The sequence below is a fragment of the Halanaerobium kushneri genome (assembly GCF_900156285.1).
In the GTDB taxonomy this organism is placed as follows: Bacteria; Bacillota; Halanaerobiia; order Halanaerobiales; family Halanaerobiaceae; genus Halanaerobium; species Halanaerobium kushneri.
In genome coordinates, this window is sequence record NZ_FTNC01000004.1 from 177,635 (window position 1) to 203,508 (window position 25,874).

Here is a 25,874-nt window from a genome sequence, read left to right on the forward strand (position 1 = left end):
ATTCAAAAATTTGTTATTTTTGAGACTTTGTTGTTTATTTCACATTTGAGCTTGCAACTTGAGTTTTTATATAATAAAATATTACAAAGGTAAGATTAAAAATGGATAATAAAGATTGGCGTCAGATTATGAGAGGTCTTTCACTGCTAACAGAAGTTGGTTTAATGATAGTTGTTTCGGCCGGGATTGGTTTTGGTGCCGGTTATTTAGTAGACAGTCTTTTAGGTTTTGAGCTTTTTTTTAAAATTTCCGGTCTGCTTGTTGGTCTGGCAGCTGGTTTTTATTCTGTATATAAACTTTTAATTTCAACTTTTGAGGATTAAATAAAGATTGTTTTCTGATTATTTTGTTCTTTTTTAATTAAATTCTATTTCCAATTTATTTTATGCTTTGATTTTTATACTATTTTTTGGAGAGGAGGAAGCATTTTGAATCCAGGTCCACAGATACAATTTTATCTATTTGGTAAAGAATATCTTCCAGTAACTGATACCCTGCTTGTTGGCTGGCTTTCTGTAATTATTATTTTAATTCTGGCTAAATACTTAACATCTAATTTGAGTATTAGACCAGAAGGAAAACAGAATGTTGCAGAAATGATTGTAGAATTAATCTACAAACAAATTGAGCCGATGCTGCCGGGAGAAGGATGGAGGTTTCTTCCTTTTATAGCCACTATTTTTATTTATGTGGGTTTTAGTAACCTGATTGGCCTTGTGCCCGGACTGCCCAGTCCTACTGGTGATTTAAATACTACCTTAGGGCTTGCTTTAGTAGTTTTTGTAGTAGTCCAGTATGAGGGAATGAGAGAATATGGTGTCTGGGGTTATATTAAAGGATTTGCTGAGCCGGTAATTTTCTTACTACCAATTAATGTGATTGGTGAGCTGGCAAAACCAATTTCTCACTCTTTCCGTCTTTTTGGAAATATAGTTGGTGGTGGGATTATCATTACCCTAATTTATCAGGCGGCTCCGCCACTGGTACCTGTTCCCTTACATGCCTGGTTTGACTTTTTTGTAGGAATGATTCAGGCCTTAATCTTTGGGATGGTAGCAATTGCTTATATTTCTGTTGCCAAGTCTTAGTAGTTTAAGGAAAGGAGGCAAATTATGATTGATTTTTCACCAGAAGTTGCTGATACAGTTATTACAACCGCCTCTTACATTGCTGCAGGAGCTGCTTTGATTGCTGGAGTTGGCCCGGGTATAGGTATGGGTTTTGCTGCAGGGAAAGCAACATCTGCTGTAAGAAGGCAGCCGCAGGCAAGAGGATCAATTATTACAACAATGCTTTTAGGACAGGTTATTTCCGGTTCAACAGGCATCTATTCACTTGTAATTGCGATCTTTTTGATTTTTGGAGTTTAATTTAAAGTCATTTTTATAAGATTATTAATTTAAGTTGTTTTTAATTCTTAAAAGAAGCAGAGATTTTTGCTGGTTTACAGCAGAATCTACAGAGGAGTTTTAAATGAAGGATATCAATGATCCCCAAAAAGTTCAGATAAAAATCTTAAAGATAACTTATTTATTTTCCTTATTTCCAATTATTTCATCACTAATAGCAGGAGAATATGATATTTTATTTGGATTTATCTTTGGGCTTGTAATAGCTACTCTTCTTTTAAGATTAAAATATAATAACATAATTAGGGCATTGAGTATGGAAGAAGAATCAGCAGAAAAATTTATAAGAAATAGATATTTTATAGAATATGCCCTCTATTTTGCAGTGCTTTTTAGTGCAGCCAGAAATGCCAATTTGGACTTTCTTGCTGCGGCAGTAGGACTATTTATGATAAAATTTGTGGTCATACTGTGGTCAGTTGTTGATTTATTAAAGGATACTTTTCAAAGTAAATTTGATGAGTATAAATAAGATTTTTGTTTTTTAAAACCGAAAGGAGGAAATTATAATGGTAGAATTTTCACCAGAAGTTATTGACACAGTTATTAGAGCAGCAGCACTTTTAGGAGCAGGTTTTGCAATGATTGCAGGTATTGGTCCTGGTATTGGTCAGGGTTATGCTGCTGGTAAAGCTGTAGAATCTGTAGCTAGAGATCCGGAAGCAAGAGGTAATATTATTACAACTATGCTTTTAGGTCAGGCCGTTGCTGAGTCAACTGGTATTTATTCTCTGGTTATTGCCATTGTTTTAATCTTTACAATATAGTTGAGACTAAATTAAGTCGGGAGAGCGATCTCCTGACTTAATAGTACTTGCTATATAATGACTATTTTCCCATCCTCATGATGGGTAATTATATTTCAGGAGGTGAATGTACTCTTGGTTAATATTAATACTACAATGTTGTGGCAATTAGTTAACTTCTTTATTCTTCTTTTCTTACTGCGTAAGTTTCTTTACTCACCAATCAAAGATATGCTTGATAAAAGAGCAGCTCAGATTAACGGTGATTTAGATGATGCCGAAGCTCGCAGAGAAGAAGCAGAAGAATTGAAGGCCGAATATGAGCAGAAACTAAAAAACGCTCGTAGTGAGGCCCAGGAAATTGTAGATAATGCAGAAAGTAGAGCCAATAAAAAGGCTAAAGATATTATAAATAAAGCGGAAGAAAGAGCTGAGAATTTAAAGGCCAAGAAATTAGAAGAAATTGAACAGGCCAAAAAGGAAGCTGCAGCTGAACTTAGAGACAGCATTGCTGATTATACAGTTCTGGCAGCTAACAGACTAATCCAGGAGCAGTTAGACGAAGACAAACATCAGCAGATGATTATGGACTTTATAGATCAGCTGGATGAAGAGAAACTGGGTGAGCTGCAATGAGAAATGAGGTAGCTTCTAAGTACAGTCGCGCTCTTTTTGAACTGGGTAAAGATCATGATAACCTTTTAAATTTAAAATCAGACCTGGACGAGTTCTGGCAGCTGGTATTGGAAAATGAGGATTTAAATGAACTTCTTTTCCACCAGCGAATCATGCCCGAAGACAAAAAGAGAACACTGGATAAAATTTTTGCTGACGAATTAAATCAGGATATCTTAAACTTTCTTTTTATTCTAATTGATAAAAGGAGAGAATTTTTTCTGGAATCAATAATTAAAGAATTCAATTCTCTTGTAGATGATGCCGAAAGTATCCTGCATGTTGAGGTAACATCAGCTGTTGAGTTAAAGAGCTCAATTCTTGATAAATTAAAAGCAAAATTAGATTCACTGTTAGATTATAATATTCAGATTGAAAATAAAGTAGATGAAGAAATCATTGCTGGTATTGTTCTAAAAATTGAAGATTATATAATTGATGGCAGTCTGCGTAATGAGTTAAGTTCATTAAAGCAGAAACTTAAAGCGATTCCAGTAAGTAAGTTAGGGGTGAATTAATTTGAAACTGAGACCTGAAGAAATAAGTTCTATTATCAAAAAAGAAATAGAAAATTACGGACAAAAATTAGAATCCGTGGGTGTCGGTACCGTCCTGGATGTTGGTGATGGTATTGCCCATGTTTATGGTTTAAAAGATGCTATGGCTGGAGAATTATTGGAATTTCCCAATGAAGTATTCGGTATGGCTTTGAACTTAGAGGAAGATAATATCGGGGTTGTTTTACTCGGTGATGAAACATTAATTGAAGAGGGTGATGATGTAAAGCGCACCGGTCGTGTGGTCGAGGTTCCAGTTGGAGAAGCTCTTTTAGGTAGAGTTGTTAATCCACTTGGACAGCCGCTTGATGGTAAAGGCGCTATTGATAGTGATACATACCGCCCGGTAGAATCTGAGGCACCTGGTGTTGTTGATCGTCAGCCTGTAGAAGTACCTTTGCAGACCGGTTTAAAATCAATTGATGCGATGACTCCAATTGGTAGAGGCCAGCGTGAGTTAATCATTGGTGACCGTCAGACCGGTAAAACTGCAATTGGTATTGATACTATTATTAATCAGAAAGATAATGATGTAATCTGTATTTATGTAGCTATTGGTCAGAAAAACTCAACTGTAGCTCAGCTTACAGAAAGATTGAGAGAAGAGGGAGCAATGGATTACACTATTGTAGTTTCTGCTACTGCCAGTGAACCAGCTCCGATCAGATATATTGCACCTTATGCCGGCTGTGCTATGGGTGAGCATTTTATGTACGAAGATGATAAAGATGTACTGGTTATTTACGATGATCTTTCCAAACATGCGGTAGCCTATCGTTCCATGTCACTTCTTTTAAGAAGACCGCCTGGACGTGAAGCCTATCCTGGTGATGTATTCTATCTTCACTCACGTTTATTAGAGCGTGCTGCTAAATTGAATGATGATCTTGGTGGAGGTTCCTTAACAGCTCTGCCAATCATTGAAACTCAGGCTGGCGATGTTTCCGCTTACATTCCTACCAACGTAATTTCTATCACTGATGGTCAGATTTATCTGGAGAGTGAATTATTCTTCTCTGGGGTTAGACCGGCAGTTAACGTAGGTATTTCTGTATCTCGTGTTGGTGGTAATGCTCAGATTAAAGCAATGAAAGATGTTGCCGGTACACTGCGTCTTGACTTATCTCAGTATCGTGAACTTGAGGCTTTCTCACAGTTTGGATCTGACCTTGATAAATCAACCCAGCAAAAACTTGCGCGTGGGGAAAGAATTGTAGAGATTTTAAAACAGGATCAGTACTCTCCAATGCCGGTAGAAGAACAGGTAATTATCATTTATACTGTAACCAATGGTCATTTAGATGATCTCCCGGTTGATAATTTAGGCCGCTTTGAAGAAGAGTATTTAAACTTTGTAGACAGCAATTATGCTGAAGTTAAAGAAGAAATTGTTGAATCCGGAAAATTATCTGATGAGCTTAAAGAAAAATTAGATGAGATGGTTAAAGAGTTTAAAGATATGTTCCAGGTTCAGGAAAACACTATTGTAGATATGGATTCTGACGAATCTGATACCGAAGCAGAGGAAGCTGAGGTGAAATAACAATGCAGAATATGCGTGATATTCAGCGGCGGATAGGGAGTGTTAAAAACACTCAAAAGATTACCAGAGCCATGAAAATGGTTGCTGCCGCTAAACTGAAAAATGCTCAGGATAGAGCAGAAGATGCCAGGCCTTTCTTTAATAAAACAGTAGAAGTTTTAAGAGGTGTTTTTACCCGGACTAAAGAAACAGCTCATCCGCTTTTAGCTGAACGAGAAGGTGGCAGGCATTTAGTAATTGTTATTACAGGTGATAGAGGTCTCTGTGGAGCCTATAACCATAAAGTAATTGATCTGGCGGAAGAAATTGTGGAAGAGGAAGAAGAAGTTTCGCTGATGGTTCTGGGCCGCAAAGCGCGGGATTATTTCCGCCGCCGTGGAACAGACATTATGGCCGAATATGTTCAGCTTGATGACTATCCCGGTTATGGTTTTGCCAACAATATTGCTGATGAGATTATTCATCATTTTGAAGCAGAGGATGTTAATAAGGTATCTATGGTTTATACTCACTTTAATTCTGCTATCAGTCAGTCGGTAAAGACAATGCAGCTCTTACCAGTAGAAAAATTTGCTGAGGAGGCAGAAAAAACTGATGAGACCGAGCAGATAGAGGCTGAAACAGCAGCTGAAGAAGAGGGAAGCAAGAAATATGTAGACTACATTTTCGAACCTTCTCCGGCTGAAGTTTTTGATAATATTTTACCACAGTATTTAATTAATGTGATTTATTCTGCTCTGCTGGAGTCTAAAGCCAGTGAGTTTGGTGCCCGAATGACTGCTATGGATTCTGCAACTGAAAATGCAAACGAAATGATCGATAAATTGACATTGAAATATAACAGAGCCCGTCAGGCAGAAATCACAAAAGAAATTACTGAAATTGTTGGTGGAGCAGAGGCACTTAAATAAAGTTTTATAAAGGAGGAATTTGCGTGAGTGACCAGAACATTGGTAGAGTAGTTCAGGTTATTGGTCCGGTTGTTGATATTGAATTTCCGGACGGAACATTACCAAAGATTTATAATGCGATTAAAATAGAAAATGAAGAGAAAGAAATAAATTTAACCTGCGAAGTTATGCAGCAGCTCGGTGATGACCGGGTTCGCTCAGTGGCTATGTCTTCAACAGATGGTTTAGTACGAGGAATGGAAGCTGTTGACCAGGGTGATCCAATCAGTACTCCGGTTGGGGAAGCTGTACTGGGGCGAGTATTTAATGTTTTAGGTGATACAATTGACAACCGCGGTGAGGTTGAAACTGATGAGAGAATGCCTATTCACCGTCCTGCCCCTAAGTTTGAAGAGCAGGAATCAACAACAGAACTTTTCGAAACTGGAATTAAAGTTATTGACCTTTTAGCACCCTATACACGTGGTGGTAAGGTTGGTCTCTTTGGTGGTGCTGGGGTAGGAAAAACAGTACTTATCCAGGAATTAATTAATAACATAGCTACAGAGCATGGAGGTTATTCTGTATTCTCCGGTGTAGGAGAGAGAACAAGAGAGGGTAATGACCTCTGGCTGGAATTCCAGGAAGCCGATATTTTAGATAAGGTTGCTATGGTTTTTGGTCAGATGAACGAGCCACCTGGAGCTAGAATGCGGGTTGGTCTTACAGGTTTAACAATGGCTGAGTATTTCCGCGATGAGGCTGGACAGGATGTATTATTATTTATTGATAATATTTTCCGTTTTATTCAGGCCGGTTCTGAGGTATCTGCTCTGTTAGGTAGAATGCCTTCTGCGGTAGGTTATCAGCCAACACTTGCTTATGATGTTGGTTCCCTGCAGGAGAGAATTACCTCAACTAAAAAAGGTTCAATCACATCTGTTCAGGCAGTTTATGTACCTGCAGATGACCTGACTGACCCTGCTCCTGCTACCACATTTGCTCACTTAGATGCTACAACAGTACTCTCAAGAGACATTGTGGAAAAAGGAATTTATCCTGCTGTTGACCCACTTGATTCAACCTCTAATATTCTCGATCCGAGAATTATCGGTGAGGAACACTATCAGGTTGCCCGTGAGGTCCAGGAGATTTTGCAGGAATATAAAGACTTACAGGATATTATAGCAATTTTAGGTATGGATGAATTATCTGAAGAAGATAAAATTGTTGTAAATAGAGCCCGTAGAATTGAGCGTTTCCTATCTCAGCCTTTCTTTGTTGCTGAGCAGTTTACCGGAACTCCAGGTCAGTATGTAGAGCTGGATGATACAATTCGCGGTTTTAAAGGAATTTTAGAAGGGCGTTATGATGATCTGCCTGAGGAAGCCTTCTATATGGTAGGTACAATCGAAGACGCAGTAGAAAAAGCTAAACAGCTGGAAGAAGGTGAGTAGCCAATGGCTGCTGCACCAAAAATTCAGCTAGATGTAGTAACCCCTGAGAAATTAGTTTATAGTGAACAGGTTGATTTAATCGAGGGGCCTGCCATTGATGGTTTGATAGGTATTCTGCCTGACCATGCACCTCTTGTGACAGCAATGCAGATTGGTGTTGTGAGAGTTGTTAAAGGAGGAGAAGAAATTCAGATAGCTATCAGTGAAGGTTTTATGGAAGTTCAGCCTGACCAGATAAATCTGGTTGTGAGAACTGCCGAACTGCCGGAGGAAATTGATGTTGAGCGAGCTGAAGCCGCTCGTGATCGCGCCGAAGCCAAACTGGAAAAAGATCGTGAAAATGTCGATTTTGCTCGTGCAGAAGCCGCCTATGATCGAGCCCTGGCTCGTCTAAAGGCAGCCGGACATCATGACCATGGTTATGATCGGATATAAAACTAAAACATACATGCACTACATGCACCGTGAACCACCCGATTTTTGTCGAAAAAAGTCGGGTGGTTTTTATTAATTTAAGCTAAGCAAAACAAAACCATATTTTCAACCACCACTTATCTTTTTCTATAAATACACTTTTAAACGGCCAAAGTACAACAGTAAAAATAAAAGTGCGAACTATTTGTAAAAGTGGTCCTAATACTACCCAGAGAGAATTGACATTCTTCTCTTACTAATATTTAAAATTAATTTCTTCTATTTTAACCTTAAACCAGGTGAACTTTCCACTGTCTAAATACCAGCTGACATCAATTTTAGTCGGGATTTTTATGCCATCAAATTCTTTATATTCCTTGAGCTCTCCAGTGCATTTCAATCTTTCAGCACCTTCACTGCTCTCTTTATATCTCAGCGCCTCAGTCCGAAGCAAATTTCCTCTCTGATCGAAAATAAAGTCTGCAGAGGCCTGGACTCCCTGATGATTAATGGTGGCCCGGGCAGTAGTGGCATCTATTTCGCCCCAGCTGATGTAATTATTTAAGGCAGCTGTCGGATACCAGGGCAGTTCCAGCAAAAATCTGTGCAGAGCTGATTCATTAATTTTTGCATTTGCCTCCTGATTAACAACTGGCAGCAGATAAGCAATTTTAATCAGCATGGAAGCATTTCCCTGCTTAAAGAGATCTCTTCCTCTGGTTTTAATAACCGGTAACATAGACAGATCAACCTGCCAGAGAAAACCCGGCTCATTAACAGCAATAAACTGCTCTGCTTCTGGCTTAAACCACTTTTTCTGATCAGGCTCTAATTTCATTTCCCCACTCTGCTTTAAATTTACCGCTGAAATTCTTTTTTTTCCAATTACTCCCGTGTGTTTAAGCCATTTATTAACAGGTTCAGGTAGCTTTCTTAAGTCCTCAACAGTAATTTTTTGATTATTAAAATCTGAGGCTGTAGAATTTTGTTGCTTTAATTTTTTAAGCTCTGAATCAATTTTCTTATTAAACTCCCATTTTCCAACTGCAGCTGCGGCTGCACCTAAAATTATTAATAAAAAAACTAAAACAAGAATAGATGGCCAGAATCCAAATTTAAAAATATTCATATTTCCTCCTTTATTTTTTTCTTATTCCATCAAAAATCAGCTGAAGCTGGTTTTCTATTAATTCATTTTGCCTCTGCTGATCATCAATATTTTCTATAATCATTCTGATAATGAGGCCAAAGGTTGCAGTCCAGATGCTTTTTGCTAAAATTTCAGCACTGTTGTTTAAAAACTCATCCTGTTTTTGGCCCTTTTCAATCAAATTCACCAGGAATTGGATTGCTGATTGATTTGAGTGTGTTTGTTTATTCAAAACTTTGGTAAACTGGAGAACATTTTTATCTTCACTCATCATTACAGCCCTATAGTAGTTTTTGTTTTCGAGCGCATTTTTAATGTAAATTTTCAATTTATGGCGGATTTCTTCTTCTGCAGATTGAAAGTTCGAATTTTCGCTCTGAATAGAATTAATGATTTCATGATAACCATCCCGAATTACTGCACTAACAATTTGAGCTTTACTGTCATAATATTGATAAATAGCGGCAGGGGAATATCCAATCTGCTCAGCCAGCTTTCGAATAGACAGAGAGGCTAAGCCATCTTCTTCGATAATTTTTTTTGCCGCTTTGACAATAGCTTCTTTAATCAATCTGGTTTTGGCAGCTTTTAAATTTTCATTCATATTTTTCTCCTTTCGAAAAGCAAACAACTATAATTATTTAAGAATTATACAGTTTAATAAATTTTGTTAATTATAATAAACACTGTTTAGTTAAATTTATCACTATCTTTGGCTGCTGTCAAGTGTAAAATTCGACATAAACTGACAGGTGCACGGTGCGTGTACATATACACACATAAACAAACAGATTCAATCACAAAGCTGCCTACCTGTACATCAGGAACTGAAAGTGGTAAAATATAAGCGGGAGGTATTTCTATGAAGAAAAATGATGAAAGTAAATTAGAAAAAACCGCTCGTGAGGGGGCTTTTGGTCCAACTGAAATAAAAAAGGGTGAGAAAAATAGATTTTTAGGGGAGTATCAGGAGAGAGTGATTGCATATTTATCAGAAAGTCAGCTTAAGGAGGATGCATTATATCCTGAAATTAAAAATGCTCTTCAAAGTGCAGAAGCAAATAAACTAATTATTCGGGGAGATATAGATAAAAAAAATATCTCAGATTATATAAAATGGGCCCGGGAAGAAGGGGTTAGATTTAACAGAAAAAACTCTCCTGAATTCCGGGGAAATGTAGCTCTGGCAGTTGCTGGAAAAGATGCAGTAAAACAGCAATTGGGACAGATTCCGGAGCGGCAAGAAAAGTTGCAAAAAAAGGGTATATCTGATAATATTATAAAGAATGCAGGCTCTTTGCTCTGCAGTGATTGTTGGAAGGAATTGATGGAAAAAGCGCCGGAAGAAAAAATCAATTATAAAAAAGCCGGCATATTCGATAAATTAACAGGTACAGGCTGTATAGGCTGCCAGAAAAAATAACTGTCATTTAAAAATGATAAGATTTGATGCGGCCTTTAAAGGCGTGTTTTATTAGAAAGGGGCTTTTAGAGGTGGACAAGTATATTATTGAAGGTTTAAATCCACTTAATGGAGAGATTAAAGTTGGAGGAGCAAAAAATGCAGCTTTACCGATTATTGCTGCATCACTGCTTGCTGATTCTCAGGTTGTTTTAGAAGATATTCCACAGCTTAGAGATGTAACAAATTTATGCAGTATTATTGAAGATATGGGAGCAAAAGTAAAAAGAGATCAAAACCGGATCGAAATTGACTCAAGCACAGTTTCTAAAACAGAGGCCGATCATGAGCTGGCCCGAAAGCTGCGTGCTTCCTATTATATACTGGGAGTAATGCTCGCCAGATCAGGTCACGCCAGAACTACACTTCCCGGGGGTTGTAATATCGGGAATCGTCCGATTGACCTTCATTTAAAGGGATTTAGAGCGCTGGGAGCAGAGGTTAACCTGGATCACGGGGTTGTAGATGTTAAAGCTGATAAGCTTACTGGTGCTGAAATTTATCTGGATTATCCTAGTGTTGGAGCAACTATTAATATAATGATTGCTGCCAGTCGGGCGGAAGGAAAAACAGTGATCGAGAATGCTGCCCGGGAACCAGAAATTGTCGATTTAGCTAACTTTTTAACTGTAATGGGGGCTAATATTAAAGGTGTAGGTACAGATATTATTAAGATCGAAGGTGTTGATGAGATGCACGGAGTTGAGCACCGCATTATTCCTGATAGAATTGAAGCTGGTACATATATGATAGCATCTGCTATCACCGGTGGGGATGTTTTTGTGCGCAATGTGCTGACCGAACATGTAAAACCACTGATTGCTAAAATGCATGAGATGGGTATCTCTGTAGAAGAGGATATTGCTGGAGTTAGAGTTAAAGCAGGGAATAAATTAAAAGCTGTTGATGTTAAGACTCTTCCTTATCCTGGTTTTCCTACAGATATGCAGTCTCAGATGATGGCTCTGCTAACTCAGGCTGATGAGACAAGTTTAATCATCGAAACAGTCTGGGAAAATCGTTTTATGCATGTAGATGAGCTGAAAAGAATGGGAGCAGAAATCAAGATTGATGGACATAGTGCTCTCATTAAACCGGGCCGCCTGACTGGTGCCGAAGTAAGGGCTACAGATCTGAGGGCAGGAGCTGCACTTATTCTGGCCGGACTGGCAGCTGAGGGTCAAACAGAAGTGAAAGACATCTACCATGTGGAACGTGGCTATGAAAATATAGAAAAGAGGCTTCGAGAAGTTGGAGCTTCTATAAGTAAAGTATCTGAGTAAATAAAACCTGCCGCTGATATTTCAGCGGTTTTCTGTTTTAAAAATCAAATTTGATCTTCAAAAAAATAAGGTGGTGAAAGTAATGATTACAACAGTAACATTAAATCCGGCTATTGACCGTGAGTATTTTGTCGAAAAAAACGAAGTTATGAAAAACCAGTTTATTTATGATCATGAGGACCTGAAAGTTTATCCGGGTGGTAAAGGTCTAATTAGTGCCATAAACTTTAAAGCACTTGGATATAATGATGTTCAGAATATTGGCTTTGTGGGTGGTAAACAGGGACTGTTTTTTGAAAAAATGGTTCAGAAATATGATATTATCAGTAATTATATTTATACTGAGAGTGAGATTAGAAATAATGTTAAGATAATTGGTCGCGAACCAGCCACTTATACTCAGTATAATGATTATACTTTTAAAGTAAAAAAAGAGGAAGTTGAAGAACTAATTGTTCGTTTTAAAAGGTCTATCTCCGAAAGTGAATGTATTTTAATGTCAGGTTCAGTACCCGAAGGAGTGGACTTTAATATTTATCAGCGTCTAATAAAAATTGCCAAAAACAAAGGTAAACATGTATTTTTGCAGGCAAGTGGTGAAGCATTAAAATTGGCTTTAAAATCAGAGCCGGAGGTAGTTACCCCTTATTTTAAGCACCATAAAACAATTCTGGATCTGGAAATGAATGATAAAGAAGATTATATAAAAGCCGGCAAAAAGATGCAGGAGATGGGGGCCAAAAGGGTAATGATTCCTTTCCACTGTGACCGCCTGCTTTTTGATAAGGATGGTTCAGTATATCAGCTTTCGCCAAAGGGTTATTGTATTATAAATTGGTTGGGAGCAGGTGACGCCTATAACACAGGATATTTAGATTATGCTTTTCAGACAGATAATTTTGATTTTCTGGAGGCCAATCGCCGTGGTGGTGCAGCAGCTTTATGGATAGCCGAAAATAAAGAAATTTATTTAGATGACCGTAAAAATTATGACTGCTGTCTGGATAGACTGGAAATTAAAAAGCTGGAGGGATAAAAAATGAGTCATGTAAAAGAATATATGGTGCGGACGATGAATTCAGTTACACCTGATGACAGTATTCGGAAGGCGATTATTTTGATGTATAGATCAGAGCAGTCAGTTCTGCCCGTAGTCGATCATCAAAATCTTTTTGTGGGAACTATCTACAGCAACAATATTTTAAAGAACATAATTCCTGAGAGCTTTGGTTTTTTAGACAGCAGCCGACTTTTTTATGAAGTTAATGAAGCGGTAGAAAATTTAAAATACGTCAAGGATGAAAAAGTGGAAAAATATATGGCCCGCAACCGGGATGCTGTCAAAGAAAATAGTGATATGAAAAAAATTGCTGATATTATGCTTAATAATAAAGAGTCTCATCTTTTTGTAATTAATGACAAGGGGTTTTTACGGGGGTTTATAGAGAGATCAAATTTGCTGCATTATTTACTGGATGAGGCTGAAGATAAAAGGAATGATTAATTGTTATTCTCTATTTATAACTTTATAATTTTATAAGTTAATAGAATAAAAACGAGGTGTGATTTATGAATGAACTAGTATCTTTCTCTGCAATTGAAGTTGAAGAATGGCTTGCTTTAGAAAACATAGCCAATAAAGAACTTTATTTGATTTCTGTTTTTCTGCTTTTTGCTTTTTTGATAGTTCTGCTGGCCAAAAAATACAGAATACCAATAGTTGTTGGTTATGTTTTTCTGGGGATTTTATTGAGTCCTGATATTATATCACTTTTTCCGATGATAAATCAGGAAATGTATAACATGTATACTTTTATTCTCGCCAACCTTGGTTATATTACCAATATAGCTCTGGCTTTTATTGCTTTTACAATTGGTAGTGAACTGTCATTTAAAACAATTAAACGGCTTGGTAAAAGTATAATTTCTATAGCTTTAGCAGAATCCATTTCGGCCTTTATAGTGGTTACTGCGGCTATTTATTTAACCGGATCACCACTTTATGAAGCACTTTTATTTGGTGCTGTTGCTTCTGCTACTGCGCCGGCTGCTACTGTAATGGTTCTAAAAGAGTACAATGCGGAAGGACCGCTTACTTCGACTATTATGGCTGTTGTTGGCCTGGATGATGCTTTTGCTTTAATAATCTTTTCGCTGATCAATCCGATAGCTTATGCCCATTATCAGGGGGAGGGAGCCATTAACTTAGTTGAAGTGATAATTTTTCCCTTAGTTGAGATCTTTGGTGCTATTATTGTTGGTCTGGCATTTGGTTATGCAGCTCAGCATCTATTAACTATTTTTAATGAAAAAACCAGAAAGATATTAACAGTTGTAACAACAATTACTTTGAGTTCTTCAATTTCAATTTTCTTTGGCTTTTCCCCATTGATTGCCAATCTTGCGGTTGGTTTTGGAGTTAGAAATTTTGCCAAAATGAACCTGCAGATTTCGGAAGAAATTGATACCATGACAATTCCTCTTTATGCCATGTTTTTTATAGTGGCTGGTACTGAAATCAGATTTTCGGAGATGGGTTCCCTTAGTTTTCTGCTGATAGCCTTTACTTATTTAATTGCGCGTATCGTCGGTAAGGTGGGGGGGTCAACTCTGGCCGCCAGTATTTCTGGAGCTCCAGAAGCGGTAAAAAAATATATTGGTCTGGGACTTTTGCCTCAGAGTGGGGTAGCAATCGCTCTGGCTTATTCTATCCAGAGACAGTATGTTCAGGCTCCTGAAATTGGCCTTGTGATTTTCAACACTTTATTACTTACAGCTGCTATGACTGAAGTATTTGGTCCACTTTTAACTAAATATGCTGTAGTAAATGCAGGGGAAACACACGAATAAAGCAGTCAGCGAAAAAATAACAGTTTTTAATTTTATTTTAAGATTAATAGTCTATAATGAGGTGTAAGCTGAAGACTGCAGGAATTACTTCTTTTTTAGAGAAATCATATTATAGTGGTAATTTGTTTATAAGATACTGGAAGTCGAGTGTTTGTAGGGTTTAAATAGAGTTAATAACAGGAAGGAGTATGCTATTGAATCTTTTGAATAAATTTAGCAAGAAAATCGCGATTGATTTAGGTACAGCTACAGTTATTATTTACGAGAGTGATAAGGGAATTGTTTTGCAGGAACCTTCTTTTGTAGCTATAGACTCAAAATCAAATAAAGTGATTGCAGTTGGTGAGGAAGCCAGGAGAATGCTTGGTAGAACACCAGCTAATATAGATGTTGTCAGGCCGTTAAAAGATGGTGTAATTGCCAATTTTGAGGTAGCAGAAATGATGCTTAAAAGTTTTTTGAAAAAAGTCGGAGTAAAAAGCAGGTTTATCAAACCATTAATTATGGTCTGTATTCCGGTTGGTGTTACTGGAGTCGAAAGTCGAGCTGTTCTGGAGGCGGCAGTTCAGGTAGGTGCCCGCAAAGCATTTTTGATCGAGGAGCCTGTAGCAGCCGCAATTGGAGCCGGACTTAGAATTGAAAAAGCAGAAGGTAATATGGTAATTGATATTGGCGGTGGAACAACAGAAATAGCAGTTCTTTCTCTGGGAGGAATTGTAGTTGGAGAGTCGATTAGAGTCGGTGGCGATAAATTTGATGAGGCTCTGGTGCGCTATATTCGAGAAAATTATAACTTAGTTATTGGCGAATCGACTGCCGAAGAGATCAAAATCAATATTGGGAGTGCAGATCCCAATTATTCTGCTAAGTATGAGGTAAAAGGAAGAGATTTGATGTCCGGTCTGCCGAGACATATTGAATTAACAGCTGAGGAAACAAATAAAGCATTTAAAGAACTGCTTGATAATATTGCTCAGGCGGCCAGGCGGGTTTTAGAAAAAACTCCCCCCGAATTATCAGCTGATATAGTAGAAAAAGGTATTATTTTAACAGGTGGTGGCTCTCTACTTGAGGGGCTGGATAAGTTTATCAGTCGGCAGACAGAAGTTGGGGCCTTTGTTACTGATGATCCGCTGGTCTGTGTTGCTGAAGGAACCGGTCAGGCTTTAAATGAACTGGACAAAATATCAAATGTTTTAAGTACAGGAGAACAGGGCATATTATCGTAAAAGTAACTGGAGAGTGATTTAAATTGAAAAGTAAGACAGCTAAAATTTTATTATCTATTTTAATATTTTTAATCCTGATCAATACCCCAGTGCTTGCAGCAGAAAATATAATGCCTTTAGATGAAGTGGAAGCAGGAATGACAGGTTATGGAAAGACTGTTTTTTCTGGTAATAAGATAGAAAAGTTTGATATTGAAATTGTTGATGTACTGGATAACCGCAGTTTAGATGAGGATCTTATCCTGATTAAACTGACTGGGGATAAAGTGGATGAATATGGTGGTATTGCTGCCGGGATGAGCGGCAGTCCTATTTATCTTGAGGGAAGACTAATTGGAGCAATCGGTTATGGTTGGAATAATAGTGATCATCGTTATGGATTGGTTACCCCAATCGAGCGGATGTTAAAACTTCTGGAAAATGATAAGGTTGAAAAAACAGATGGAGATATGAGTGATCTTGAATTTGATCTGGAAGAATTGGATCCGGATGAAAATATTATCAGATCAGAAACTCCAGTGATGGTCAGCGGTATCAGAGGAAGAGCACTAAAGAGACTGGAAAATAATCTGGCGGAACTGGATCTGGATGTAATTCCAGGCTCAGGAATTGAAGAAACAGATAAAAGCAATAAAAGACCTGAGCCCGGGGAAGCAGTTGCAGTCCAGCTGGTTAGAGGTGATATTAGTGTTGCCTCAATCGGAACTCTAACCTATGTAGATCAGGGACGTTTTTTGGCTTTTGGTCATCCATTTACCAATAAAGGTGATGTTAATTATCTTTTGAGCAGAGCTCATATTAATGCTGTGATTCCAAGTACAGAGCAACCTTTTAAACTTGGTTCTCCCTATAAACGGCTCCTGGGTTCTGTAACTCAGGACAGAGGGGCAGGAATTGCCGGCAGAATAGATACTTATCCCAAAATCACCCCGCTTTATATTTCGATTTCCGAAAATGGCAAGCTGCAAAAAGAAGTTAGTCTGCAGATTATAAATGACGAATATTTTTTCTCCTCCCTGGCAAACAGTGCTGCTCTACAGGCTGTTGACTCTGCTCTGGATAGAATAGGACCTGGTTCGGCAGAATCCAGAGTAAAAATTATGGGACGGGGACTGCCGCAGCTGCAGATAGAATCTAGTAATATGTATTACAGCCAAAATGATATTGGCAGTATGGCCCTCTATGATTTTTCTCAGCTTTTAGATCTGATTTTGACAAATCCTTTTGAGGAGATTAATTTAATTGATATCAGACTGGAATTGAACTTCAATCAGAGTGACAGTGTGGCTTTAATTCAGGAAGCGAAAGTCTTAAATGATAAAATATATCCTGGTGATGAAATTGAAGTAGAGGTGACTCTACACCGTTACCGCAATGGGACAGAAAAGAAGAATTTGACAATTAAGGTGCCCGAAGATGTAGAGCCTGGAATTGCAACCCTCTTTATTGATGGAGGTTATACTGGTGAGGCAATGCGACCTGAAGATACAACGCAAATGCAGAGCAGTGGTGGCCTGAATGAAGCAGAAGTTTCTGGCCATAAAAGTTTTGAGTCCATGCTAAATTCATATCTGGACTCTCCGGACAATAATGATGTTATTTTACAGCTGTATCCTTCCTATGCTGCTCCTGTTTATCAGGAAAGCAGCGAAGTTGCTCCCGGGCAAAAAAAGGATAGTGGAGCCGAAGGAGAAACAGCTGTCCAGGCAGCTGAAAAAAATGCTGGAGAAGTTGATCAATTAGACAATATAGATGAAGAGATAAAAGAACGTTATTCGACCGATTATGTACTTGAGGGTAGTTTAAATCTTGATCTTGAGATCTTAGACCCTTCCAGTCGTGAGGAGGCTCAAGCAGCAGGAAATAATAGAGAGGAAAAGCAATATTAACTCTATTTATCCGAAGCTTTCGATGGAGGTTTTTAAATGGATAAGCAAATAAAATATCTTTTGGGGGTTTTGATTTTACTGCTTATCTCAGCTTATTTTTTGAGTCTGTTGAGCGGTTTACCCCAATATTTTAAAGATGATATTATTGCTTTTCTGGAAGAAAGGTTTAAGGGAGAAATTTCTTTCAGCTCTGTCTCTTTATGGCCTCTAAATCGAATTCGCCTTAATAAATTTGAATTTACTTCTGAAAGTGGTAGTTCTTTTAAGGCTGATGCGTTAAATCTTGATTATAGCCTTAATTTTCGAGAGGATGAAATAATCCAGGTTGAATTTATTGAACTTCTGGGAGCAGAAATTGAAGTTCAAAGTGAATTTTTGAATTTAAACCAAAACTCATCCGGGACTCAAAATTTTAGAGCTGTTTTGAATCAGGATGATTTTTTAAGAGGCTTAAATCTACCTGATTTTCTGGAAGATTTAAGAGTTAATATTAGAGATTCCAGTTTGAGTCTGAATACTGAAACTTTAGATTTAAAATTAAATGATCTGCAGCTTGGTCTGGCAGCTAAAGCAGGTGATGTTTATGATTTAAATGTCTCTACAGCCTTAGATCTCAGACAGCTTAAACTGAGCAGTGGCCAGAGCTTAAATGATATTAATTTAAGCAAAGTTGATCTGCAGTTTGTTAGAGAAAGTTCAGCTGCTAGTATTTATTTTAATGCTCAGGATTTAAAGCTGCCGGAGGTGGTGGAGAACCTGCCATTATCTAGTATTGATTATCAGGGTTTGGAGATTGATTTGAAAACTCTTAGTGGTTTAAGTTCAGTTAGAGGAGAACTTAACTTTAAAGATTATGGGCTGCAAAATTATCAGAGTCAGCTCGATCTTAAAAATCTGGAACTTCAGAGCAGCTACAGCAGCCAATCTGAGCAGAAGGAGAGTATTAGTTTAAGTGCTCCTGCTTTGAATATTAAAATTTCCGGGCCTGAATTGAGCCTGGCAGTGATTAAAAATAAGATCTTCTGGGATCAAAATCCTCTGGATTTAAGTTTTAAGTGGAATCAGAACAAAGATTACAAACTCAAGCTCAGAGGAAAAGACTTTAACTATAATTATAAATTTTTAACCCCTTATCTAGAGACAGCCAGGCTTAATTTTGACTTTCAGCTGACTGCTAAAGAAAATCAGATTCAGTCGGCTGCGGCAGAAATTTCGGCTTCTGAGCTCCGGGGTGATTATTTAGATTTAAAACAGATCGAGTTATCAGCAATACTTGATCAAAAAGAACTGTTTATAAACCGGGCAAAATTTTTATTGAATGATCAAAACCAGCTTGATTTAAGAGGTAGTTATAATCTTGCAGAGAAAAATTATCTTTTAAGTGCTGAAGCAGAAAATTTTATTTTGACTGAAGATATTATGTCCGGGCTTAATCAGATAGATTATCTGAGAGATGGCAATTATCTTAATCAAATTGATAAAATAAAAGACAGACATTTAGACTTTAAAATTAATACAGCCGGTATTTATAATGGCATTGATGAGCTGTCAACAAATGGAGATTTAAGTTTAGCTTTCAAGTCAGCGGCTTATGGGGCTGATTTTAAAATTGACAGTTCTTTCTGGTATACAGATAACAGGTTATTTCTTAATTCTTTAAAACTGATTTCTGATTATGGTCGCCTGGACTTAATGGGGGAGCTAGATTTAGATTCGCAAACAATGCAGCTGCGTTATGCCGCTCGAAATCTGGAACCTGAGCTGCTGAATGAATTTTTAGCAGAAGACTTAACTGTCTTATCCGGGCTAAATACTGATCTGGATTTTCTGGAAGGTTCAATTACCAACTCTTTTGCCAGTCCTACGGTCAATATTCGACTCAAAATGGCAGAATTAAAATATGAAGATTATTTGCTTGATGATTTAAGTTTATCTGCAATTTATGAAAATGATAACCTGCAGATTAATGACTTTCAGGCAAAAATTGCACAGGCAGCTATTTCTGCTTCTGGTGAGCTGAGACATCTTTCCCAGCTTGAGGAGGCAGAGCTTGACCTGCAGCTGAACAGTCAAAATCTATATTTTCAGGATATAGCGGATTTCAGTTCTCAAAATATACCTTTAAGTGGAGAGATTCAGCTGCAGGCAGCACTCAGCGGCAGGTTGACAGATTATGATTTGAATTTACAACTGGCAGCTGCCAGCAGTATTTTGCAATTAGACGGTCAGGAAATTGAATTTTCCAAACTTCAGGCAGAAATTATCAGGACAAATGGTGATTTTGTAGTGAAAACATTAACTGCAGAGCAGCAAAATCTGCAGCTGAGTGCAGGAGGTAGTTTTAACTTTAAAGAAGGTTTTGACATTAATTTAAATATCAGTGGCTTTGAACCAGCAAATTATCTGAGTAATTATCAGTTTGCTGCCGGAAAAGTTGAGGGCAGCCTTTCCTTAAAAGGGAAGTTGCGCGGTGAAATGGATAAAGCAGTATTTAATTTTGAACTTGATTCTGAAAACTTAAGTTTTGCAAATTTTAATCTGGAGCTTGGAGATAATTCTTTAACTTACAGAATAAGTGAAAATAAAGTATTAGTTGACCAATTCAATTTCACTGCTGGTTCTGGCAGATATAATATAAATGGTCAGATATTGGATATAAATAGTCAGCCGAAAAGTGACTTAAAAATTGAACTGCTGGAAATCCCGGCCAGAGAGTTAACCTTTAAGTTTGTTGATTTTTACCCTCTGGCATCTGATCTGATTTTTAAAGGAAACATAGATTTTAAATCTACTGGTCTTGATTATCAGGCTCAACTTGATCTCAGGGCTAATTCGGAGTCAGGTCAGGGCAATTTAAGTTTAGCCGGGACTGTTGATGATGATTTTGCCCTTGAGTTTAAAGGGTCAGATGTAGAAGTTGATTTTAACTCCAGACAGTATGATTTTAATTTAAATTTAAAAAGTCTGGTTGATTTTAGTGGTTCGGTTGAGGGGAGCCTTAAATCTCCAGTTGTAAGAGTCAGTCATAATCTGCGGGAATTAACTGTTAATAATAATCCTGTAGAAGTAGTCGAAGGAGAAATTTTGCTTGAGAGTAATCGCAGATTTTCGGTCTCGGAAAGTATTAATTATAAAAGTGGAGGCAGCCTTAAACTTGACGGAAGTTATTCTATGATTGACCATCAATTAAATTTGAGTACCAATCTGGAATCACTGCCACTTGGATTTTTGATTTCTTTTCTGGGAGAGGATTACTCTGCTTCCGGTAGAATTAATGGTTCTTTTAGGGCCGAAGGGAGTCTGGAATCGCCAGCTTTGAGTGGTAACCTTGATCTTGTGGCTGAAAGACTTAATCTTGGTCTCACAGATCCTATTGAGGATCTGAGTGCAAAAATAAATCTTAGAGATGGTAGTGCCGTTATTGAAAGTCTAAATGGAAGTTTTGCAGATGGAAACTTCAGGGTTAGTGGAGATCTAAATCTGCTTGAGCAGGAGAATGCCTGGGATTTAAATTTCAGTGGTCAAAAGCTGTATTTTGAATATGGTTCGCTGGCAGGGGATTTTGATGCTGAACTTATTTTTAAGGGACCCTTATTTAATCCTGTGCTTGCAGGAGATCTACTGGCTTATGATTTTAAGATAGGAATTCCCTTCAAGTGGCCGGCCAGTGAGTCGGAACCGGGAGCTTTTGTTCCGAAAATTAATATCGACATCAGACCGGGGGAAAATGTAACTGTTGAAAATGAAAACATGGAAGTTATGGTCCAAAGTGGGAGCCTCAATCTTCAGTTTGACAGCAGTCTGGAAGAATCACTGGCAATGGAAGGTCGGCTGCGCAGTGAAGAAGGGAATTTTACTTATTATAATTCCCGTTTTAAACTGGAAAATGCCGAAGCGGTTTTTACACCGGTTGATGAAAATGATATCCCGAGTCTGAGTGTTAATGCTATTACCTATGCTGGTGGTCATGAAATTAACATAAACTTAAATGGCCCGGCAAATAATATGCGGATTTCTCTCAGCTCTGATTCTGATCTAACAGAAGAAGAAATCCTGAATTTATTGTCTACCCGGGGAGCTCTGGGTTCTGCCATAATTGGTGGAGAAGATATAGGAATTCAAAATATTATCTGGCAGGAATTAATGCGCGTTGTAAATTCATTTCTGCAGCGAGGAGTAATTTCTGATCTGGAATCAGATTTTGAGACAATCTTTTCTCTTGACCGGGCAGAAATTGATGCTTTTCAGTATGGTTTAGAAAGAGAATTTGCAATTTATCTGGGTAAAAATATTACAGATAAACTTTACTTAGAATATGCTTCATTTTTTAACGAGGAAGGTCGCAGAGGTGAAATATCCTTTCAATATAAATTAACTGACCCCACAGTTTTAAAGGGTACTTATTTTGGTGATAATGAATATCAGATCAGTATAGAAACAGAAATCGAATTTTAGGAGGCAGAGTAATGAGAAATAGTTTATTGACAGCAGTTCTTATTTTTGCAGTGATATTTGCAATTGCTGTTCCGACCGCAGCTCAAAATATTCCAATTGATGAGATTACTAAAATTACAGTCGAAGGTAATGATTATGTTAGTGATTTTGAAATTTTAAATGCAGTGAAAACTGAAGTTGGAGATCAGACAGATCAGGAGGCACTGCGTTCAGATATGCAGGCTGTATTTGAACTGGGATATTTTTCTGATGTAAATATTGTTTTTGAAAACTTTGAAGGTGGATTGAATGTAATTTTCGAAGTTGTAGAAAACCCGGTGCTCAGGGAGATTAATATTTCCGGCAATGGAGATTTGTATTCTGAGGCAGAAATTAAGGAAGCTCTTGATCTAAAGTTAGAGACGGTTTTAAATGTTAAAAAGATGAATGAAAATCTAAAAGCTTTTCAGGAAAAGATGCAGGATGATGGTTATATCCTGGCTCGTTATAAAGATGTGAATATCTCAGAGGAAGGAATTTTAACTGTTGAGATTAGTCCTGGCTATCTTGATTCTATAGAGATTAGCGGCAACACTAAAACCAAAAATGATGTTATTTTGAGAGAAATGCCGATAGAAGCTGGAGATGTTATTAATATTAAGAAAATCCAGCGGGGCTATCAGAATCTGCATCGGCTTGAGTTTTTTGAAAATATAAATCCGGAACTGCAGCGAGTAGAAAGCGAAGAAAATCTGGCAAAACTGGTGATTAACCTTGAGGAAGGCCAGACTGGAAGACTCAATTTTGGTGGAGGGTACAGCTCCACAGATGGCTGGCTTGGTTTTGTTGATGTTAGTGAGAAAAATCTTTTTGGAAATGGCCAGAATATAAGTGCCAAATGGCAGTTTGGTGATACAACCACCTATTCTTTAAACTTTTATGAACCCTATCTCTGGCAGAGCGATTTTTCCTTTGGTTTTAGTGTCTATGACCGTGAAACCGAGAGAACAAACTCTGATGGTGATGATTATAAGCGGGAAAGCAGGGGTGGAAGTATAACTTTTGGTCATCCACTTCCTAATGACTGGAGAACTTCACTGCGATACAGAGTTCAGGATACAAAAGAATACTGGAGCGATGACAGTGGGATAATTTATGATAATAGTCTTCGTTCTTTAACCCTTGGTTTTAGAAGAGATTCTACTAATAACAGGTTCCACCCGACCTCTGGTTCGATCAATGATTTTGAGATTGAGCATGCAGGTGGTATTGTTGGTGGAGAAATGAAATTTACTAAATTCAACTGGGACAGCCGCCGGTATTTCCACGGCTTTAAAAATCACGCGCTGGCTGTAAGAATGAAACTCGGTTTAAGTGAGGCCACTACACCACTTGAGGGAGAAGAATATGATCTGGGCGGCTCAGACAGTCTGCGAGGTTATGAAAGAAGTGATTTTGATTATGAAGATAAAGCCAATAATAATTTGCTCTTATTTAATATCGAATATCGAATTCCTTTAAATGAAAGCTTTACAGGAGTTATCTTTACAGATGCCGGTAATGTCTGGGAAGACAGAGATAGTATCTCACTAAATGATCTATATTATGGTTATGGACTTGGAGTCAGGATGAATACTCCTGTTGGACAGCTGCGTTTAGATTACGGCTGGGATGAAGATCAGGATGGTCAGCTGCACTTCAGTATCGGTAATACATTTTAAAATAGCTAGATAAGAGAAATTAAGTTTTATAAACTAGTTAAGTTTTATAAACTAAGGAATAATGATTTAACTTAATTAGAGATAATTTAATACCGCCTGGAGGAATAAAAAAATGAATTTGAGTGATGATCGCAAGTTTCAATTAGCAGTGGTGCTTTTATTAGCGGCTATCCTGGCTGCGGTGCTTCTGCTTGGAATATTGACAGAAGATAAAACAGTTGATAAAGTAGCCTACGTAAATCTGGAGCGAGTTTTTGAGGAGCATCCTGCTCGTGCCGCAGCAGAGTCAACTCTAAACCAGAAAGCAGCTGAATATCAACAGCAGCTTGAAAATGAGTCTGAAGATCTTTCCGGGGTTGAACAGAAAGAAATGCTGGCTAAATATCAGAATCAATTGCAGAATTTAGAGGCTGATCTCCTTGATTCTGTTACCCGAGAGGTGGAAAAGGTAATTAAAGAAACTGCTGCGGAAAAAAAAGTTAAATTTGTTCTAGAAGATGAGCAGGTTTTATATGGCGGCTATGATCTGACAGATGATGTTTTAGAAAAATTAAAGGAAGAATGGTAATTAGTTGTATTTTGGGTTCTGTCCGCAAATTAATACTTAAATAGAAAGGGGAAAGGTCAAAATGGATAAATATGACTATCATTTTATCTCCATAAAATTTTTAACTGCAATTTTATTGGCTCTTATTTTTGCCTTTCTCCTTATTTATGTTTTTACTCCTCAACGGAGAGAGGATTATCCTGTTTACAGACTGCAGCAGAAAGAGCCGGTATTTTTAGAGAATGGCTTTGCTGCTCAAATACTGACAGATAAAGACTTACTTAAACAGGAAAAACTGGCTTTTGAAGCAGGTTTAAGAGAAAGAAGTTTCGAATTGATGGAGCAGAGTAAAAATAGTATGCTGGCAGTTATCAGCGCTAATTATTTAGAAAAGATGAATGGTCTGCGGGAAGAAAGGATGCTGACTCTGGAGGCAGAACGCAGAAAACTGGCAGAAAGAGAAAAAAATTTACTTCAGGAAAAACGCCAGCAGCTTGAAGATGAACTTTTGCAAAAACTGCAGCAGCTCAGGCAGGAGGTTCGAAACAAATATTCTGATTTTAATCAGAAAAAAATAAGAGATAATTATTTAAAAATGATAAATCTTCAGCTTAAAATTGAATTTTTGGCTCGAACTGAAAGTGAGAAAGAAAAATATCAGGAACAGCTTAAGCAGCTGCGCTCAGAACAGCAGGCTCTGATTGCGGAGAAGAACTCTAAGTTAAATAATGATATTTCTAATCAAACCAGTAATCTGATTATGGAATTTAATCAGCAGTATTCTGATTACAGAAAGCAGATTCGCAGTCAACATCAGGAGATCATTTCAGAACAAAGACAGAAAATCGAATCTGAACTGGCAGCAGCTAGAACAGAAATAAAATCAGATTTAGCAGCAGCCAGAGAGAAAAAAGCTGCAGAATTGGATAGTTTTATTGAAAAAAGCAAAAAACAGTACTATTAAAACGGGGGATTTTTGATGCACTATTATCGTAAGGCTATTGCAATATTTATACTTGTTCTGGCATTGATGCTGCCGCTGTTTTTAGAGAAACAGGAGCAAACAGCAGTTGTTAATTTAGAAGCAGTGATTTCGGCCAGCTCTTTTTTAAGTCAGATTAGAGATCAGATTGCAGCTGACCCAGAAAAAAATCAGATTTCGCTAAAACAGGCAGAAAATAAAATAATGGATATTTTAAGAGTTGAAGCAGAGGAACTGGCACTGGAGAAAAGTTACAGCAGTGTTTTGATTGATCAAGCAATCTATCAGGGAGGAAAAGATATCAGCCAGGAACTTGCTGATAAAATAGATAATAAATATAAATAAATTCACTAGCATTGCATAAAAATATTTAAGAAAAGTCAAGTTCTATTTTCAGCGAGAATACTTGCTTAAAATAGAAAAACTCCTTATAATTGGGATTAGGATAGTCTTTGTCCAAATCCCAATAAATAAGGAGCAATCACTATGGACAAAGATATCACAGAAACCACATTTAATCAACTACTTGTTGCAATAAATTTTAATTTATTTTCAAAAATTGTTACTGAACTTGAACTGGATAAATACACTAAAAAACTTACAACAAAAAGATTATTCTTGATTTTACTCTATGGT

Annotated in this window: 26 protein-coding genes; 24 read left to right on the forward strand and 2 right to left on the reverse strand. The window is 37.5% G+C overall.

Features of this window, described 5'->3' with window-relative positions; all coding sequences use genetic code 11:
- Positions 1 to 101 precede the first annotated feature (101 nt).
- The 11 genes from BW929_RS04455 (at position 102) to BW929_RS04505 (ending at position 7,712) form a co-directional block, all read left to right on the forward strand.
- Entirely contained in the window at positions 102 to 323 is a 222-nt protein-coding gene (locus tag BW929_RS04455; RefSeq protein ID WP_076544178.1) for an AtpZ/AtpI family protein, read from the forward strand.
- A gap of 105 nt (positions 324 to 428) precedes the next feature.
- Entirely contained in the window at positions 429 to 1,088 is a 660-nt protein-coding gene (gene atpB / locus BW929_RS04460; protein ID WP_076544179.1) for a F0F1 ATP synthase subunit A, read from the forward strand.
- 24 nt (positions 1,089 to 1,112) lie between these two features.
- A complete protein-coding gene (gene atpE, locus BW929_RS04465; protein ID WP_076544180.1) occupies positions 1,113 to 1,370 on the forward strand; it encodes an ATP synthase F0 subunit C in 258 nt (85 codons plus the stop codon).
- A gap of 103 nt (positions 1,371 to 1,473) precedes the next feature.
- Complete coding sequence (locus BW929_RS04470) at positions 1,474 to 1,881, forward strand: ATP synthase subunit I (protein ID WP_076544181.1); 408 nt, start codon at positions 1,474 to 1,476, stop codon at positions 1,879 to 1,881.
- Between the two features lie 37 nt (positions 1,882 to 1,918).
- Positions 1,919 to 2,176 carry an ATP synthase F0 subunit C gene (gene atpE, locus BW929_RS04475; RefSeq protein WP_076544182.1) on the forward strand — a complete coding sequence of 86 codons (258 nt, stop codon included), beginning with the start codon at positions 1,919 to 1,921 and terminating at the stop codon, positions 2,174 to 2,176.
- Between the two features lie 114 nt (positions 2,177 to 2,290).
- A complete protein-coding gene (atpF, locus tag BW929_RS04480) occupies positions 2,291 to 2,791 on the forward strand; it encodes a F0F1 ATP synthase subunit B (RefSeq protein WP_076544183.1) in 501 nt (166 codons plus the stop codon).
- Positions 2,788 to 3,348, forward strand: a complete 561-nt coding sequence (gene atpH / locus BW929_RS04485) for an ATP synthase F1 subunit delta (RefSeq protein ID WP_076544184.1) — start codon at positions 2,788 to 2,790, stop codon at positions 3,346 to 3,348. The genes atpF and atpH overlap by 4 nt, the downstream gene beginning before the upstream one ends.
- A gap of 1 nt (position 3,349) precedes the next feature.
- On the forward strand, positions 3,350 to 4,930 hold the full coding sequence (gene atpA, locus BW929_RS04490; RefSeq protein WP_076544185.1) for a F0F1 ATP synthase subunit alpha: 1,581 nt from the start codon (positions 3,350 to 3,352) through the stop codon (positions 4,928 to 4,930).
- A 2-nt stretch (positions 4,931 to 4,932) separates the two neighbouring features.
- On the forward strand, positions 4,933 to 5,841 hold the full coding sequence (gene atpG / locus BW929_RS04495; protein ID WP_076544186.1) for an ATP synthase F1 subunit gamma: 909 nt from the start codon (positions 4,933 to 4,935) through the stop codon (positions 5,839 to 5,841).
- Positions 5,842 to 5,864: 23 nt separating this feature from the next.
- Positions 5,865 to 7,277, forward strand: coding sequence for a F0F1 ATP synthase subunit beta (gene atpD / locus BW929_RS04500; RefSeq protein WP_076544187.1), 1,413 nt, complete (start codon positions 5,865 to 5,867; stop codon positions 7,275 to 7,277).
- Positions 7,278 to 7,280: 3 nt separating this feature from the next.
- Complete coding sequence (locus tag BW929_RS04505) at positions 7,281 to 7,712, forward strand: F0F1 ATP synthase subunit epsilon (protein ID WP_076544188.1); 432 nt, start codon at positions 7,281 to 7,283, stop codon at positions 7,710 to 7,712.
- A gap of 235 nt (positions 7,713 to 7,947) precedes the next feature.
- On the opposite strand, the gene BW929_RS04510 is transcribed toward BW929_RS04505, so the two are convergent.
- Both BW929_RS04510 and BW929_RS04515 read right to left on the reverse strand, forming a co-directional pair.
- A complete protein-coding gene (locus tag BW929_RS04510) occupies positions 7,948 to 8,820 on the reverse strand; it encodes a DUF6920 family protein (RefSeq protein WP_076544189.1) in 873 nt (290 codons plus the stop codon).
- A gap of 10 nt (positions 8,821 to 8,830) precedes the next feature.
- On the reverse strand, positions 8,831 to 9,445 hold the full coding sequence (locus tag BW929_RS04515; RefSeq protein WP_076544190.1) for a TetR/AcrR family transcriptional regulator: 615 nt from the start codon (positions 9,443 to 9,445) through the stop codon (positions 8,831 to 8,833).
- 258 nt (positions 9,446 to 9,703) lie between these two features.
- Here BW929_RS04515 and BW929_RS04520 point away from each other — a divergent pair, with 258 nt between their 5' ends.
- The 13 genes from BW929_RS04520 to BW929_RS15615 all read left to right on the forward strand — a co-directional run.
- The gene (locus tag BW929_RS04520) at positions 9,704 to 10,264 is read left to right on the forward strand and encodes a YueI family protein (RefSeq protein ID WP_076544191.1); all 561 of its coding nucleotides are present in this window, start codon (positions 9,704 to 9,706) and stop codon (positions 10,262 to 10,264) included.
- 71 nt (positions 10,265 to 10,335) lie between these two features.
- Positions 10,336 to 11,586: a UDP-N-acetylglucosamine 1-carboxyvinyltransferase gene (locus BW929_RS04525; protein WP_114489291.1), complete on the forward strand. Its 1,251-nt coding sequence runs from the start codon at positions 10,336 to 10,338 to the stop codon at positions 11,584 to 11,586.
- 82 nt (positions 11,587 to 11,668) lie between these two features.
- Positions 11,669 to 12,622, forward strand: a complete 954-nt coding sequence (locus BW929_RS04530) for a 1-phosphofructokinase family hexose kinase (protein WP_076544193.1) — start codon at positions 11,669 to 11,671, stop codon at positions 12,620 to 12,622.
- A 3-nt stretch (positions 12,623 to 12,625) separates the two neighbouring features.
- Positions 12,626 to 13,090 carry a CBS domain-containing protein gene (locus tag BW929_RS04535; protein ID WP_076544194.1) on the forward strand — a complete coding sequence of 155 codons (465 nt, stop codon included), beginning with the start codon at positions 12,626 to 12,628 and terminating at the stop codon, positions 13,088 to 13,090.
- 65 nt (positions 13,091 to 13,155) lie between these two features.
- Positions 13,156 to 14,436 carry a cation:proton antiporter gene (locus BW929_RS04540; RefSeq protein ID WP_076544195.1) on the forward strand — a complete coding sequence of 427 codons (1,281 nt, stop codon included), beginning with the start codon at positions 13,156 to 13,158 and terminating at the stop codon, positions 14,434 to 14,436.
- Positions 14,437 to 14,624: 188 nt separating this feature from the next.
- Positions 14,625 to 15,665, forward strand: a complete 1,041-nt coding sequence (mreB, locus tag BW929_RS04545) for a rod shape-determining protein (RefSeq protein WP_076544196.1) — start codon at positions 14,625 to 14,627, stop codon at positions 15,663 to 15,665.
- A gap of 23 nt (positions 15,666 to 15,688) precedes the next feature.
- Positions 15,689 to 17,554: a SpoIVB peptidase S55 domain-containing protein gene (locus BW929_RS04550; protein ID WP_076544197.1), complete on the forward strand. Its 1,866-nt coding sequence runs from the start codon at positions 15,689 to 15,691 to the stop codon at positions 17,552 to 17,554.
- A gap of 36 nt (positions 17,555 to 17,590) precedes the next feature.
- Entirely contained in the window at positions 17,591 to 22,009 is a 4,419-nt protein-coding gene (locus BW929_RS04555) for a translocation/assembly module TamB domain-containing protein (protein WP_076544198.1), read from the forward strand.
- Between the two features lie 11 nt (positions 22,010 to 22,020).
- Positions 22,021 to 23,709, forward strand: a complete 1,689-nt coding sequence (locus BW929_RS04560; RefSeq protein WP_076544199.1) for a BamA/OMP85 family outer membrane protein — start codon at positions 22,021 to 22,023, stop codon at positions 23,707 to 23,709.
- A gap of 112 nt (positions 23,710 to 23,821) precedes the next feature.
- Positions 23,822 to 24,277 carry an OmpH/Skp family outer membrane protein gene (locus BW929_RS04565; RefSeq protein WP_076544200.1) on the forward strand — a complete coding sequence of 152 codons (456 nt, stop codon included), beginning with the start codon at positions 23,822 to 23,824 and terminating at the stop codon, positions 24,275 to 24,277.
- 61 nt (positions 24,278 to 24,338) lie between these two features.
- Positions 24,339 to 25,220, forward strand: coding sequence for a hypothetical protein (locus BW929_RS04570; RefSeq protein WP_076544201.1), 882 nt, complete (start codon positions 24,339 to 24,341; stop codon positions 25,218 to 25,220).
- Positions 25,221 to 25,235: 15 nt separating this feature from the next.
- Complete coding sequence (locus tag BW929_RS04575; protein ID WP_076544202.1) at positions 25,236 to 25,583, forward strand: hypothetical protein; 348 nt, start codon at positions 25,236 to 25,238, stop codon at positions 25,581 to 25,583.
- A gap of 141 nt (positions 25,584 to 25,724) precedes the next feature.
- Positions 25,725 to 25,874, forward strand: a 150-nt coding sequence (locus tag BW929_RS15615; protein ID WP_143414010.1) for a DUF4372 domain-containing protein, incomplete at its 3' end; no start/stop codon positions are given.

Excerpts from the sequence above, each read along its gene's own strand:
- atpE (WP_076544182.1), top strand. The coding sequence starts at position 1,919 with ATGGTAGAATTTTCACCAGAAGTTATTGACACAGTTATTAGAGCAGCA.
- BW929_RS04565 (WP_076544200.1), top strand. The coding sequence starts at position 23,822 with ATGAATTTGAGTGATGATCGCAAGTTTCAATTAGCAGTGGTGCTTTTA.
- BW929_RS04570 (WP_076544201.1), top strand. The coding sequence starts at position 24,339 with ATGGATAAATATGACTATCATTTTATCTCCATAAAATTTTTAACTGCA.
- BW929_RS04470 (WP_076544181.1), top strand. The coding sequence starts at position 1,474 with ATGAAGGATATCAATGATCCCCAAAAAGTTCAGATAAAAATCTTAAAG.
- BW929_RS04505 (WP_076544188.1), top strand. The coding sequence starts at position 7,281 with ATGGCTGCTGCACCAAAAATTCAGCTAGATGTAGTAACCCCTGAGAAA.
- atpE (WP_076544180.1), top strand. The coding sequence starts at position 1,113 with ATGATTGATTTTTCACCAGAAGTTGCTGATACAGTTATTACAACCGCC.
- BW929_RS04555 (WP_076544198.1), top strand. The coding sequence starts at position 17,591 with ATGGATAAGCAAATAAAATATCTTTTGGGGGTTTTGATTTTACTGCTT.
- mreB (WP_076544196.1), top strand. The coding sequence starts at position 14,625 with ATGCTATTGAATCTTTTGAATAAATTTAGCAAGAAAATCGCGATTGAT.
- atpH (WP_076544184.1), top strand. The coding sequence starts at position 2,788 with ATGAGAAATGAGGTAGCTTCTAAGTACAGTCGCGCTCTTTTTGAACTG.
- BW929_RS04560 (WP_076544199.1), top strand. The coding sequence starts at position 22,021 with ATGAGAAATAGTTTATTGACAGCAGTTCTTATTTTTGCAGTGATATTT.
- BW929_RS04520 (WP_076544191.1), top strand. The coding sequence starts at position 9,704 with ATGAAGAAAAATGATGAAAGTAAATTAGAAAAAACCGCTCGTGAGGGG.
- BW929_RS04540 (WP_076544195.1), top strand. The coding sequence starts at position 13,156 with ATGAATGAACTAGTATCTTTCTCTGCAATTGAAGTTGAAGAATGGCTT.
- BW929_RS04575 (WP_076544202.1), top strand. The coding sequence starts at position 25,236 with ATGCACTATTATCGTAAGGCTATTGCAATATTTATACTTGTTCTGGCA.
- BW929_RS04530 (WP_076544193.1), top strand. The coding sequence starts at position 11,669 with ATGATTACAACAGTAACATTAAATCCGGCTATTGACCGTGAGTATTTT.
- BW929_RS04515 (WP_076544190.1), bottom strand. The coding sequence starts at position 9,445 with ATGAATGAAAATTTAAAAGCTGCCAAAACCAGATTGATTAAAGAAGCT.
- BW929_RS04510 (WP_076544189.1), bottom strand. The coding sequence starts at position 8,820 with ATGAATATTTTTAAATTTGGATTCTGGCCATCTATTCTTGTTTTAGTT.
- atpG (WP_076544186.1), top strand. The coding sequence starts at position 4,933 with ATGCAGAATATGCGTGATATTCAGCGGCGGATAGGGAGTGTTAAAAAC.
- BW929_RS04535 (WP_076544194.1), top strand. The coding sequence starts at position 12,626 with ATGAGTCATGTAAAAGAATATATGGTGCGGACGATGAATTCAGTTACA.
- BW929_RS04455 (WP_076544178.1), top strand. The coding sequence starts at position 102 with ATGGATAATAAAGATTGGCGTCAGATTATGAGAGGTCTTTCACTGCTA.